The following is a 12,974-nucleotide window of genomic DNA, read 5'->3' as shown; positions in this document are numbered from 1 at the left end:
CCGCGCGCCGGGCGCGCGCGCGCCCCGCCCCGCCCCGGCCCCCGGGGGGGGCGGGGGGGGGCGCGCGGGGGGGCGGGGCGCCGGGCCCCCCCCCCCCCCCCCCCCCCCCCCCCCGCCCGCCCCCCCCCCCCCCCCCCCCCCCCCCCCCCCCCCCGCCCCGGGGCGCCCCCCCCACTCCTGTGCCGCGACAGCGGTCAGCCGGCCAGTGCCGGCTCCCGCACGGGCTCCGGCGCCGTGGTGTCCGCGGCCGTCCCGCGGCGTCCGCCGGCGAGCACCGCGGCCAGCCCCAGCACCGCCCACGCGCCGAGCGTCAGAGCGGGGACGGCCGCCGCCGCGCCGTCGAAGAACGCCACCGAACGCAGCGCGGACCCGCCCGCCCCGGGCGGCAGCAGCTGACCGATCGGGCCGACCGGCCGGGGGAGCAGTTCGGGCGCGCTGGTCACTCCCGAGAAGGGGTTGCCCAGCAGCACCATGAGCAGGGCCCCCATGCCGATCCCCGGTGTCCCGATCAGGGCCGCTAGGCCCGCCACCGGCGCTCCGACGGCGAGCACGACCAGGGCGATGGTCCCGGCCTCGCTCCACCAGTCGCCGGTGAGCGCGCCGAGCCAGCTGTCCGTCACGGCGGTGGCCAGCAGCCCCACCACGGCGGCCACGCCGAGCAGCGCGCCCCCGGCCCGCGCCCCGCGCAGTCGCAGCAGGGTGACGGCCGCGCCGGCGGCGACCCCCGCGATGGCCAGCGGCAGGATGCTCGCGCCGAGCACGGCACCCCTCGGGTCGGCGGCGGGCGCCGCCACCACGTCGGTGACGGGGACGGCGGAGCCGGCCGGTGCCCCGGCGCTCACGGCCTCGTGCAGCAGCTGCGCGACCACGGGGCCGGCCGCGCTCGCCGTCAGCAGCGCGGGCCCCTTCTCGGTGACGACGACGGCGCCGTAGACCGTCCGGTCCTCGATCGCGTCGCGGGCGGCGGCCTCGGAGCCGTAGCGGTGCACGGCGAAGGCGCCGTCGCGGTCCTCCAGCCGCTGCTGGAGCCGGTCGGCGGCCGGGGCGGTTCCGGCGATCCCGACCGGCAGGTCGCGCGGGGCGGTGCGGGCGGCGGGCCAGGCGAAGGCCCACAGGGCGAGGGTCACCACCAGCGGAACCAGCAGGACGACCCCCACCAGGCGGCGGTTCGGTGTGAGGGACACGGGAAGGGCCTCGATTCAAAAAGAAGGATCGTTCGTTTTATATGCCGTCACTGTCGTCCCGCTGCGGCCGGTTGTCAAGAATGAATGTTCGTTTTAGGTTGGCCGCATGGCCCGTGTATCCCAGGCGCACCTCGACGCCCGCCGCAGACAGATCCTCGACGGCGCCGCGCGCTGCTTCGCCCGTGACGGTTTCCACGGCACCTCGATGCAGGACGTGCTGCAGGAGGCCGGCCTGTCGGCAGGTGCGGTCTACCGCTACTTCAGCGGCAAGGACGACCTGATCGCGGCCATCGCGACCGAGGCGGTCGACGGGGTCCGCCGGGCCTTCGCGGAAGCCGCCCGGGACACCCCGGTCCCCACCCCGGACATCCTGATCGGCCGGGTGGCGCGGGGCCTGTTCATGGACGGCCGGGAAGCGCAACGGGGCCTCGAGGCCCCGGCGTACGCGGGGCTGATCGTCCAGGTCTGGTCCGAGGCCCTGCGCAGCGAGCGGCTGGCGGAGGCGCTCACCGAGGCGTTCAGGGGCCTGCGCAGCGCCTGGACCGAGCTGGTCGGGCTGTACCGGGAGGCCGGAGTGCTCCGGGCGGACGTGCCGGACGAGCAGGTCGCGCGCACCCTCATCGCGACCGCCCAGGGTTTCATCGCCCAGCTCGCGATCTTCGGCGACACCGGTCCGGAGGCCCTGGAGAACGGCCTGCGCGGGCTGATGTCCATGGACCTGACGAAGGCGGGCTGAAGCCGTCCCAGGAGGCTGTGGACGGCCCACGCCCCCGACCGGCGGCGTTCACCGCTCGCGGGTCCGCTGCCCGCGTCGCCGTCCCGGCAAGCGGCCCTGCTGCCCGCCCGGGATCGCCTTCTTCGCCTTCACGGCGTACTCGTCCACGTACTCCTGGCCGGAGAGCCGCAGGATCGCGTACATGATCTCGTCGGTCACCGCCCGGACGGCCGCCTTCTCGTTCTCCAGGCCCGCGTAGCGGGAGAAGTCCAGCGGTTCGCCGAAGCGGATGGTGACGGGCCTGAGGCGGGGGAGCCGCCTGCCGGGCGGCTGGACCTCGAAGGTGCCGACCATCGCGCACGGCACCACCGGCACCCGCGCCCGGATGGCCATCACGGCGACGCCGACCTTGCCCTTGTAGAGCCGCCCGTCGTGCGAGCGCGTGCCCTCCGGGTAGATCCCCAGCAGCTCGCCCCGCTCCAGCACCCCGATGCCCTCACGGATCGCGGCCCGCCCCGCCTCCCTGCCCGACCGGTCGACGGGGATCTGGCCCGCGCCGCGGAAGAAGGCGGCCGTCAGCCGGCCCTTCACGCCCGGGCCCGTGAAGTACTCCGCCTTGGCCAGGAAGGTGATCCGCCGCTTCAGGACCGCGGGCATCAGGAAGTGGTCGGAGAACGACAGGTGGTTGCCCGCGACGATCGCGGCGCCGTCGTCCGGGATGTGCTCCGCGCCCTCGATGACCGGACGGAACAGCAGCCGCAGCACCGGGCCGAGCAGGACGTACTTGAGGACGTGGTAGAACACGGTCCCTCCCCGGTCCGGTGGCGTCAGCGGGTCGATGAAGGGACGTATACCCCGCCCCCGGCGGGCGACGCCGAGGCCTCACATGCCCGCGCCGAAGTCCTGGGTCCAGACGGGGCCGCCCGGGCTGTCCTGTATGCCCACGCCCAGCTCCCTGAACGAGCAGTTCAGTATGTTCGCCCGGTGGCCGGGGCTGTTCATCCAGGACTCCATCACGTCGGCCGGCGTCCGCTGCCCCTTGGCGATGTTCTCCCCGTACGTGCTCCACCGGTAGCCGGCGGCCGTGATCCGCTCGCCGGGGCCCGAGCCGTCCCGCGAGGTGTGCGAGAAGTAGTCCCGCGCGGCCATGTCCTCGGAGTGCCGCTGCGCGGCGGTCGTCAGCTCGTCGTTGCCGGACACCGGCGAGCAGCCCTCCTTCGCCCGCTCGGTGTTGACCAGGGCCAGGACCCGTTCCGCGTCCGAGGGCGGGCTCGGCACGGACCCGGCCGGGGCCGGGCGGCTCGCGGACGGGGACTCGGCCGCCGGGGGACGCCTGGTCGCGGCAGCCGTCTTCCCCGGCCGCGTCCGGCCCCGCGTCTGCGAGGCGCCAGGGCTCGGGCTCCCGGCGGAGCGCGACGGCGAGGCGGACGGCGTCGCGGACCCGGACGCCGCGGCGGACGCGGTCGCGGTGGCGGAACCGCCGGTGCCGGGGGCGGTCGCGACGGACACCTCGTCGCCGTCCTCGTCACCCGTCGACAGATGGACGGCGGCGCCCCCGGCCCCCAGCACGCCCACCGCGACGAGGGACGCCACCACGGCGTTGCGCCGGCGGCGGCGCGCCCGGTGCCGCCGCCGCGCCGCCCGGCCCGGCCGCGCGGAGGCGGCGAGGGCCGTCCCGGCCGCGGCCTCGGCCGGCCGGTGGGCCCGGCCCGCCCCGGCCCCCGCGAGCGGCACCCGGGCCAGTCCGGCGAGCAGGCCCTCGGCCGGCACCAGCCCCGAGCCGAACCCGGAGCAGACCGTGCAGCCGCGCGCGTGCCGGGCGATGCGCTTGCGCCACAGCGGCGAGGGCGCCCCGTCCCACCCGATGAGCATCTCGTCCAGCAGGACGCACCGGGGCCGGGCGCCCAGCGCGCCCACCACCACCCGGGCGGTGTCCAGCCGCGCCTTCATCCGCTGCACGCGTACGGCGGTGTGCTCGGGCGACAGGTCCATCGCGGCGGCGACCTCGGCCCGGGTCAGCTCGCCCGCCGCCTCCAGCCACCACAGCGAGAGCAGCGCCCGGTCGTCCTCGTCCACCCACCGGGTCGCCTCGGCGACCTGCCGGCGCTGTCCGGACAGGCCGAGCCGCAGGATCGTCAGGTCCACGAAGTCCGCCGCCGGATCGACCCGGTCGCGGCCGGCGGCCAGGGGCTCCACGGGGACCGGGGCGGACTGCCGGTCGCGCCGGTGGCCGCGTATCTCGTTCATCGCGATGGCCACCAGCCAGGAGCGGAAACTCTCCGGGTTCCGCAGACCGGGCAGGGCGCGCAGCATGCGCAGGACCGTCTCCTGCACCACGTCGTCCACGTCCGCGTGGCCGTTCAGCGCGCGTCCGACGATGTTGTAGAGCAGCGGAAGACAGGACGCGGCGAGCTGGTCCCTGGCCTCGCCGTCACCGGCCCGTGCCGCTTCGATCAACGCCCGTTCGCGGTCCTGGCCCATGCCGTGCTCACTCTTCCGGAGTCCTGTTCTGGCTTCACGCACACCTGGGAGACGCGGCCCGGCCGCAGACCATAACAAAAACCCGTCGCTCACTTGTGCGTAAAGAAGTCCGGCCCCGCCACACAGGTGGCGGGGCCGGACGGAGTCACCGGATCATCCGGTCACCGATCAGGGCGCGGTGCCCCAGGAGAGGGTGCCGGCCGTGTAGACGCCGATCTTGGACGCGTCCGCGTACGAGGTGCCCGTGCCGCGGCTGTAGTCGTCCGCCTCGTTGAAGTTGGACCAGTCGCTCTTGTTCAGCCGCAGCTGCATCTCACCGGTGGAGGCGCCGGCCGCGAGGGTGCCGCTGCCGAAGGAGACCTCCAGGTAGTGGCTGGCCCCGGCCGCCGAACCGTTCGACTTCACCGCCAGGTTCAGCTTCCCGCAGCCCAGGACCGCCCAGTCGCAGTAGGTGCCGAAGGTGGCGGAGCCGGACTCGGGGGTGAACCAGTAGCGCAGCTTCACCGTGGACAGGTCCACCGCCGTGCTGCCGGTGTTGACCAGCTGGAGGCCCATCCGGATCTGGTTGTCGGTCGCGGAGGAGTCGTTGTTCTTGTACTGGACCTTCAGCGCGCCCGTTCCGGTGCCGCCCCCGGCGGAGGTGGTGACGGAGAGGGCCGAGGAGGCCGCCGAGACGTTACCGGCCGCGTCCTTCGCCTTGACGGTGTAGCTGTAGGCCGTCGAGGCCGACAGACCCGTGTCGGTGTACGAGGTGGTGGTGGTCGAACCCACCTTGGTGGCGCCCCGGTACACGTCGTAGCCGGTCACGCCGGTGTCGTCGCTCGACGCCGACCAGGACAGCGAGACGCTGCTGCTGGTCTTCGCCGTGGACGTCAGACCCGTCGGCGCGGTCGGCGCCTGCGTGTCGTCGTCGCCACCGTCGCCGCCGCCGGGGTTCTCGCCGCTGCCGTCGATCGGCGGGTAGGCGTTGCGCACCAGCTCCTGGAACTGCGCGGAGAACCAGTGACCCGCGACCGGCGCGTTCGGCAGGGCGCCGGACATGCTGTTGCCGTTGCGCCCGTTACCCTCGTAGGTCGGGTCGCACATCCGGTCCCAGCCCTTGCCCTCGTCGTTCTCCACGGGCTCGCTGTTGCCGTCCGACTCCCCCGGGGGCTTCGCCCACACGTAGGCGTCGATCCCGGGCTCGGGGGCGGCGGTGGGCCGCTCACCGATGCCGGCACCGCTCTGGTTGCACCAGTTGCCGGCGTGGATGCGCCGGTCGACACGGCCACCGTTGACGTAGGCGTCCACGCTGGTCAGCGGGCCCGCCGAGGTGGGCCGGTCGGGACCGCCCCACCCGTTGCGCGCGGTGTCGATCAGCATGCCGATGTTGGAGTTGAAGCCCTGGCCCACCAGCTGGGTGCGCAGCGCCTGGGCGAACGACAGCTCATCGGTGTAGTAGTTCCAGTCGACCCACTTGGACTGGCGCACGGTGGTGCCGTTGACCGTGTCGGTGATCTTGAAGTTCGGCTCCTTGAGAGCCGAGTAGTTCGCCGTGTTCACGATGAAGCCGGCGACGTCGTTGACGGTCGCGCCCTCGGAGGTGGCGGCCTTCTTGAACTCCAGGCCGGCCGGGGCCATGTTGGTGTCCCAGCCCAGCCAGCCGTGGTGGGCGGCGTCGATGTAGTTGTAGACGTTGGGAATGGCACCCAGGGTGTGCAGGGCGTAGCCGACACCCTTCTCGTAGTTGCCGTTCGCCTTCATCGTCGCGCAGTCCTCGGTCGAACCGGCGGTGCCGCCCGCGTTGGTGACGATGTTGGGCAGCGAGTCGGGCTCGATGATGGTGACGATGCGCAGGTTCGCGTACGCCGGGTCGGCGAGGATCTCGGCGATCGGGTCGATGTATTCGTTCTTGTAGCGGTCGAGCTCCGTGGGGCCGAGCTCGCCCTGGGAGGCCAGTGCCGCACAGTCACGACCCGGCAGGTCGTAGATGACGACCTGGAACAGGTCCGCGCCCTGCGCGAGGGCGGTGTCCAGGTGGCCGCGCAGGCTCCGCTTGCCTTCCGTGCCCTCGATAGCCGCGATGCGGTCCATCCAGACGAAGGAGGGCGTGTTCGCGATGGCCGCGCCGCCCGGCTCGGCCGCCGCCAGGGCGGACCAGTCCGGGTTCACGTACGCCTTGGCGCCCACATAAGGGTTGTCGACCCGGGCCGCCGCCGCGTCGGCGGTGGTGGGGACCGCCACCGCCAGCGCCGCGCCCATGGCCAGGGCGGAGGCTGCGGCCAGCCTCCGGCGCAGACCTTGCTTGATGGTGCCTCTGCTACTCATTGCGGCTCCGTGCTCCTCTCATACGCCCGCGGAGACTCTCCGCGGACGGGTTCATGGGGGGTGTGCCCGATGGCGGGCTGAGCGGGGTGAGTGTGTGGCCCGCCATCGGGAGCTGTGGGGTGACCGGAGGTCCGGCCGGTCAGGGTGCGGTGCCCGGGGGCAGGGCGCCGGTGAGGTGCGTCCCGGCCTCCGGGGCGTCGGTGAGGGCCGCGCCGGTGGTCCGGCTGTGGCCGTCCAGCTCGTGGGAGGGCGCCGGGGAGGCACCGGTCAGCATCGCCGCGGCGGCCAGGACCAGGGCGGCGGCCGTCCCGGCCAGAGCCGGCAGCGGCCGGCCTGTCACGGCTCGACTCCCCAGGCGAGGGTGCCGGCGACGTAGGCGCCGACCTTCGAGGAGTCCGCGTACGAGGTGTTGGTGGCCCGGCTGTAGTCATTGCTCTCGTTGAAGTTGGACCAGTCGCTCTTGTTGAGACGCAGCTGGATCTCACCGGTGGAGGCGCCCGCGGCCAGCGTGCCCGCGCCGCCCGTGAACCCGATCTCCAGGTAGCGGTCGGCCCCGGTCCTCGGGCTGGGGACGGCGACCACGGTGTGGGTGATGGTGGAGGAGCCGAGCACCGCGTAGTCGCAGTAGGTGCCGAAGGTGCTCGGGCCGCCGTCCGCGGTGAACCAGTACCGCAGCTTCACCGTCGACAGGTCGATGGGCGCGCTGCCCGTGTTCACCACCTGGAGGCCCATCCGGATCTGGTTGTCGGTCGCGGAGGAGTCGTTGTTCTTGTACTGGACCTTCACCGCGCCGGTCCCGGTCGAGCCGCCGGTCTTCGTGGTGGCCAGGACCGCGTCGGACAGCGCCGAGGTGTTGCCGCCCGCGTCCCGCGCCGCCACCGCGTAGGTGTACTCGGTGCCGGCGGCGAGCCCGGAGTCGGTGAACGTCCGCCCGGTCGCGTTGCCCGCCAGCACACCGTTGCGGTACACGTCGTAGCCGGTCACCGCGACGTTGTCGGTGGACGCGGACCAGGAGAGCGAGACGCTGTCCTTGGTGGTCGCGGTCACCGTGAGGCCGCCCGGCACGGTCGGCGGCTCGGTGTCGCCGCCCGGCTCACCGCCGCCGCCCTCCACCAGCAGCTCCGCGTAGATCGCGAAGGCCAGGGCGAGCGCGGCCTGCGCCCAGAAGCGGTGGTACGTGAAGACGGGCGCGTCCCCGCCGTCCAGGTACGCCTGCACCTTCGGCCAGTCCGGGTCGTCCCTGTACCAGCTGCGGATACCGATGAACGTCGAACCGGACCGGATCGGGTCGCCGTTGGGCATGGTGCCCGTCCAGCCGGACGGGATGTACACCTCGTCGTCGAACCGGTTGTAGTCCAGCCGGGTCTCCGGCACCGAGATGCCCTTGTCCGTGGCGTTCAGCGCCATCGCGTCCAGCAGGGCCTTGGCGAGCGCCGCCGCGTCCTCGTCGCCCGACTTGGCGGCGTAGTAGGTGAGCGTCTTGACGTACGCGGCGCCCACGCCGACGTCGTTGGCGTAGTCCACCACGGAGACGTGCAGGCCGGCGTTGTCACCGGGCGACGCGGCGTTCCAGGTGTCCGGCTGGCCCGTCCAGTTCAGGGTGGAGGGGAAGCGGAAGCTGCCGTCGGCGCCGATGGTCGTCTCGCTGGACGCCCAGGCGACCCACTTCGAGAGCACCGCCTCGGCGGTCGCGTTGCCGGTCACGTAGTAGTACGCGGCGACGCGCTCCATGCCCCAGGCCTGGAAGCCGAACCAGTTGTTGCTCGCCGGGTCGTGGTACACCGGCTGCCAGTCGTACGCCATGCCGTAGAAGGTGGGCGTGCCGGCCGGAGGCGTGCCGTAGCGGCCCTCCCAGCTGTTGGTGCAGCCGCCCGCGAGGGCGCCCTCGCTGGACTGCAGCCAGGTCAGGAACTCCAGCTGCCGGGTCAGGCTCTTGGACCAGTCCGACTTGGCCGTCGCCGACTTGGGGGTGAGTGAGGGCACGTTGGACAGGGCCCAGGCGGCGAGCGGGTTCTGGTAGCCCTGGTGCGAGGCACTGTCACCGATGCGCCAGGCCCAGCCACCGCCGGTGCCCGCGGACCCGCCCCAGGCGTAGTACCACGACAGCAGGTAGTGCTGGGAGTCCCGGCCGGAGGCGGCCGGGCAGGAGTTGGGGTCGGTGCAGTTGCCGATCCGCTTGAAGTACTTGTCGAACATGGCGTAGCGCAGGTAGTCGCCCATCTTGGCGGCCTTCGCCACCGAGGCCGCGACCTGGCTCTCCTTGCCCTGCTCCGAGGCCCAGCGGTACGCCCAGTAGGCAGCCTGCACCGCGCGGGCGTCGGCGTCCGGCGCGTTGGTGTACTTCCACTGCCTGGCGTAGCTCTTGTCCCCGACGAACAGGTCCAGATACCCGTTCGGACCGCCGTACTTGAAGAGGTCGGTGGTCGGCTGCGGGACGGTCTCCCACACCGATTCCTGCGCACCGCGCTGGTAGGTGTTGATGAAGGAGGCGCCCGCACCCGGCCCGGACTGGCCGCCCGTGCCGGGCTTGTTGCCGTAGCCGTAGGTGTTGTCGAGGTCCATCAGCCAGTGCATGCCGTAGACGTCCATGGTCCCGTAGGACGAGGCGAGTTCGGCCGAGAGGGGGTCGCTGCCCACCGACACCCCGGTGTCCATGGCCGAGGGGTAGCCGCTGGGCAACGGGTGCTCGGCCGCGTAGGTCGCGGGCGCCGAGGGCCGGTAGGCGTCGCTGCTGGCCTGGTCCGCGTGCTGCGGGATGATGGTCTTCTCGGCCACCGCCCAGGCCGCGTTGAACGGCGCCCAGTCACCGGTCACCCTGCCGTACGCCGCCTCCAGCCACATCCAGAAGCTGACGGCCTCCGACGTCGTCTGGTGGCCGTGGTCCGGCGCCTCGACCATCAGGGTCTCGACCGAGTGGTACGGGAGACCGTCGGGGCTGAAGTAGCCGTTCGCGGCGTCCTTGATCTTGCCGTACTGGGTGAGGAAGGCCTGCGTGTACGGGTCGTCGCCGGCGGCGCTCGCGCGGGCTCCGGTACCGGCCTGGGCCGAGGCGGGCTGGGCGACCGCGGTGCCCTGGACCAGACCGAGGGCCAGCACGCTGCCGCCGAGGGCGCTGCTGAACGTTCTACGTGATATCGACACAAATCCTCCAGTGGCGGGTGTCGTCGAGGGGGAGGGGAGGAGGGGAAGCGGCGGGGACGGGGTGCGGCGGGTTTCGTGCGGGGTGTACGCGGGGGAGCGGGGGCCTGAGCGGGGCCCCCGGGGATCAGGGCTCGATGCCCCAGACCAGTTCGCCGCCGACGTAGACGGTGACCTTCGAGGCGTCCGCGTACGAGGTGCCGGTGCCGTGGCTGTAGTCGTCGGACTCGTCGAAGTTCGACCAGTCCGTCTTGCTCAGGCGCAGCTGCATCTCGCCGGTCGACGCGCCGGGGGCGAGGGTGCCGCTCGCGAAGCCGACTTCGAGGTAGTGGTCGGCGCCGGCCTTCGGGGTGCCCGCGGCCACCACCCGGTGCGTGATGGTGGAGCAGTCGATCGGTGACCAGTCACACCAACTGCCGTACGTGGAGGCCCCGTTGTCGCCGGAGAACCAGTAGCGGACGGTCACGGCGGGGAGGGCGACCGGGGCGCTGCCGGTGTTCACGAGTTGGAGGCCGGGCTTGATCTGGTTGTCACCGGCCGAGGTGTCGTTGGTGCGGTACTGGGCCTTCAGCGTGCCCGGAGTGCCGCCCTCCCCGCCGTCGTCGCCCCCGTCGTCCCCGCCGTCCTCGTCGCCCAGGGCGGTGCGCACGGCCGCGTAGGCGGGCTTCGGGGCCAGGTTGTCGTCGTACAGGTTGGCGGCGCCCTCGCCCGGGAAGGTGCTCGGCACCCAGGAGTACTTGTCCGTGTAGTCCCAGACGGTGATGCCGACGCAGCGCTCGACGGCGAGGCAGGCGTCGACCACCTGGGCGTAGTAGGAGGACTGGGTGGCGAGCTTGGCGGCGTCCGACGGGAGCTGCATGCGCACGTCAAGCTCGGTGACGGCGACGTCCAGGCCCAGGTCGGCGAAGCGCTGCATGTTCGCCTGCATCTGGTACGGGAAGCCGTACTGGGTCGCCAGGTGCGCCTGCATCCCGACCCCGTCGAGCGGCACGCCGTCGGCGAGCAGATCGCTCACCAGGTCGTACATCGCGTCGCTCTTCGCGCCCTTGCCCTCGACGTTGTAGTCGTTGATGTACAGCTTGGCGTCCGGGTCGGCGGCGCGCGCCGCGCGCAGGGCCTTGGCGATGTAGTCCTTGCCCATGGCGTTGTAGAACGGGCTGGTGCGGAAGGTCCCGTCCTCGTTGAACGGCTCGTTCACCACGTCCCACGCGGCCACCTCGCCGCGGTAGTGGGTGGCTTCCGCGGTGATGTGGTCGGTCATGGCCGTCTCCACCTCGGCGGAGGGCAGCGCGCTCACCCAGCCGGGCAGCTGGCTGTGCCAGACCAGGGTGTGCCCGCGCACGGTCTGGCCGTGCTGCTGTGCGAAGTCGGTGATCACATCGCCCTTGGCGAAGTTGAACTGGCCGCGGGCGGGCTCGGTGGTGTCCCACTTCATGGAGTTGCCGGGGGTGATCTGCCCGAACTCGGAGCCGAGTTTCGCCGCGTAGGCCGCGTCGGGGAGCTCGGGGTTGTCGGTGGCGGAGCCGAAGTACCTGCCCTGGGCCGCGGCGAGGTCGTGCAGGGTGTCCTGCGGTGCGGCCGACGCCGGCCCGCCCGCCAGGCCGGTGGCCAGGACGAGGGCGCCGGCCGCGAGGGCAGGGAGCCCCAAGGTGCGGCGGGGCCTACAACGCTTCACCAAGCTCATGACAAACGCCTTCCTCTGCCGGGCAGCGCGGAGCGTCACGGGGAGCGCGGCTGCGCCCCGTAACGCCCTTGCGGCTCAATGGCGTTGGGGGAGAAGGGGTGGGGGTGGAGTGTGCAAGTCTTGATTGTGGGAGCGCTCCCAAGGTGGCGTGGCGACAGGCACCTGTCAAGAGTTAAAGCGCAACTGGCTTACGGGCGTGTGAACACGGCCATACGTCGAACGGAGGCCGGGTGCGGCGGGGTTGACGCCGGGGTAACTGCCGGTTACCGGGCCCGGCGGCACGCCTGGCGGCGGGTGTGGCGGACGTTCGCAATCGCATGCGCGGGGTCCGTGGAGCACCGCGTGACGAGCGCCTGAGCGGTCACCGAGGGTGAGGGGCCGGTCCGGTGCGGTGACGGGCTCCCGATGCCCTCGGTACCGCGAAGCGCCAGGCAGAGGCGCGCCCGGCAGAAGTGCGAGGCGCCTCTCACCGGCGTGCCCGGCCCGGCGGCCACCGCCGCCCCCGCGCCGAAACGGACCCGGAGTGACGGGAGGGGCGCGAGCGCAGCAGCGGCCCGGACGTTTGCGATCCGCGCATCGCGGTCGCCGGCTCCGAAAGGTGTACGAGGCAACGGCCGGGCGCCCCCGCGCGGCGCCGGACCGGTCGCGCGGCCCGGACGGAACCGGTTGCGGCCGGTCACCGTATGCGTCGGTTCACCTCGGCGTAACGCCGCCGCAATCCGCGTCCGCCGGGCCCGGAACGGCACCTGGGAGCGCTCCACATCCGCCGCCGCCCGGCTGCGCCCGGAGCCGGGAGCGGCCTCGGCCGCCAGTACAGTCGTCGCCCATGACGGACGACTGGCGACAGGACCGCATCGGCACCGCCCTCCGGGGCGGGAATCCCACGGTGCTCCGGCGGCTGGAGGCGGGGTTCGCCGTGCTCGGGGACGTCCAGTTCCTGCCGGGATACTCGGTGCTGCTGGTGGACGACCCCGCCGTGCGGCGGCTGTCCGACCTTCCGCGCCCACGGCGACTGGCGTTCCTGGCCGGCATGGACGCCCTCGGCGAGGCCGTCGAACGGGCCTGCGAGCGGCTGGACCCCGCCTTCCGGCGGGTCAACCTGGAGATCCTCGGGAACACCGATCCGTACCTGCACGCACACGTATGGCCCCGCTACGACTGGGAGCCGCCGGAGCTGGTGGGCAGGCCGGTGTGGCTCTACCCCCGCGAGCGCTGGAGCGACGAGGGCCACGCGCTCGGCCCCCGGCACACCGCCCTGCGGGAGGCGATCGGCGGGGAGCTGGACCGCCTCACGTCTCCCGCGTGGCCGCCATCCCGATCGTGATCAGCCCCAGGATCACCCAGCCGAACCAGAGCCAGCCGTTGCTCCCCAGGGCCACCGTGTAGGCGGTCACCGCCACCAGCGCACCCGCGGTGAGCATTCCCATCGTCTTCGTGGATCCGGACATGCGCGCACCCTCCTCAT

The 12,974-nt window shown here is 72.8% G+C and carries 10 protein-coding genes; 2 read left to right on the top strand and 8 right to left on the bottom strand.

The window, feature by feature from the left end:
• Nucleotides 1-194: 194 nt before the first annotated feature.
• A complete protein-coding gene (locus tag FKN01_RS13640) occupies nucleotides 195-1,184 on the bottom strand; it encodes an ABC transporter permease (RefSeq protein ID WP_143620027.1) in 990 nt (329 codons plus the stop codon).
• A gap of 106 nt (nucleotides 1,185-1,290) precedes the next feature.
• On the opposite strand from FKN01_RS13640, the gene FKN01_RS13635 reads away from it, so the two are divergent.
• Nucleotides 1,291-1,920 (top strand): TetR/AcrR family transcriptional regulator, encoded by a 630-nt coding sequence (locus tag FKN01_RS13635; protein WP_143620025.1) that lies wholly within the window; start codon nucleotides 1,291-1,293, stop codon nucleotides 1,918-1,920.
• A gap of 48 nt (nucleotides 1,921-1,968) precedes the next feature.
• On the opposite strand, the gene FKN01_RS13630 is transcribed toward FKN01_RS13635, so the two are convergent.
• From FKN01_RS13630 to FKN01_RS13605, 6 genes are all read right to left on the bottom strand, one after another.
• Complete coding sequence (locus FKN01_RS13630; protein WP_143620023.1) at nucleotides 1,969-2,703, bottom strand: 1-acyl-sn-glycerol-3-phosphate acyltransferase; 735 nt, start codon at nucleotides 2,701-2,703, stop codon at nucleotides 1,969-1,971.
• Between the two features lie 78 nt (nucleotides 2,704-2,781).
• Nucleotides 2,782-4,380, bottom strand: coding sequence for a sigma-70 family RNA polymerase sigma factor (locus tag FKN01_RS13625; protein ID WP_143620022.1), 1,599 nt, complete (start codon nucleotides 4,378-4,380; stop codon nucleotides 2,782-2,784).
• 168 nt (nucleotides 4,381-4,548) lie between these two features.
• Nucleotides 4,549-6,687: a glycoside hydrolase family 6 protein gene (locus FKN01_RS13620; protein ID WP_143620020.1), complete on the bottom strand. Its 2,139-nt coding sequence runs from the start codon at nucleotides 6,685-6,687 to the stop codon at nucleotides 4,549-4,551.
• Nucleotides 6,688-6,826: 139 nt separating this feature from the next.
• Nucleotides 6,827-7,027, bottom strand: coding sequence for a hypothetical protein (locus tag FKN01_RS13615; RefSeq protein ID WP_143620018.1), 201 nt, complete (start codon nucleotides 7,025-7,027; stop codon nucleotides 6,827-6,829).
• The gene (locus FKN01_RS13610) at nucleotides 7,024-9,783 is read right to left on the bottom strand and encodes a glycoside hydrolase family 48 protein (RefSeq protein WP_143620057.1); all 2,760 of its coding nucleotides are present in this window, start codon (nucleotides 9,781-9,783) and stop codon (nucleotides 7,024-7,026) included. The genes FKN01_RS13615 and FKN01_RS13610 overlap by 4 nt, the downstream gene beginning before the upstream one ends.
• A gap of 169 nt (nucleotides 9,784-9,952) precedes the next feature.
• Nucleotides 9,953-11,509, bottom strand: coding sequence for an endo-1,4-beta-xylanase (locus FKN01_RS13605; protein ID WP_143620016.1), 1,557 nt, complete (start codon nucleotides 11,507-11,509; stop codon nucleotides 9,953-9,955).
• 826 nt (nucleotides 11,510-12,335) lie between these two features.
• Here FKN01_RS13605 and FKN01_RS13600 point away from each other — a divergent pair.
• The gene (locus FKN01_RS13600) at nucleotides 12,336-12,833 is read left to right on the top strand and encodes an HIT family protein (RefSeq protein WP_143620015.1); all 498 of its coding nucleotides are present in this window, start codon (nucleotides 12,336-12,338) and stop codon (nucleotides 12,831-12,833) included.
• Here the strand turns inward: FKN01_RS13600 and FKN01_RS32520 are convergent.
• A complete protein-coding gene (locus tag FKN01_RS32520) occupies nucleotides 12,799-12,957 on the bottom strand; it encodes a hypothetical protein (RefSeq protein WP_185992839.1) in 159 nt (52 codons plus the stop codon). The two genes, FKN01_RS13600 and FKN01_RS32520, sit on opposite strands and share 35 nt — an antisense overlap.
• Nucleotides 12,958-12,974 lie beyond the last annotated feature (17 nt).

Origin of the sequence: Streptomyces sp. 130 (assembly GCF_007096885.1) — a bacterium.
In the GTDB taxonomy this organism is placed as follows: domain Bacteria; phylum Actinomycetota; class Actinomycetes; order Streptomycetales; family Streptomycetaceae; genus Streptomyces.
The sequence above is the reverse complement of the archived record's forward strand: the minus strand, read 5'-3'. Positions and strand labels throughout refer to the sequence as shown.

Excerpts from the sequence above, each read along its gene's own strand:
- FKN01_RS13605 (WP_143620016.1), bottom strand. The coding sequence starts at position 11,509 with ATGAGCTTGGTGAAGCGTTGTAGGCCCCGCCGCACCTTGGGGCTCCCT.
- FKN01_RS13600 (WP_143620015.1), top strand. The coding sequence starts at position 12,336 with ATGACGGACGACTGGCGACAGGACCGCATCGGCACCGCCCTCCGGGGC.
- FKN01_RS13625 (WP_143620022.1), bottom strand. The coding sequence starts at position 4,380 with ATGGGCCAGGACCGCGAACGGGCGTTGATCGAAGCGGCACGGGCCGGT.
- FKN01_RS13635 (WP_143620025.1), top strand. The coding sequence starts at position 1,291 with ATGGCCCGTGTATCCCAGGCGCACCTCGACGCCCGCCGCAGACAGATC.
- FKN01_RS32520 (WP_185992839.1), bottom strand. The coding sequence starts at position 12,957 with ATGTCCGGATCCACGAAGACGATGGGAATGCTCACCGCGGGTGCGCTG.
- FKN01_RS13620 (WP_143620020.1), bottom strand. The coding sequence starts at position 6,687 with ATGAGTAGCAGAGGCACCATCAAGCAAGGTCTGCGCCGGAGGCTGGCC.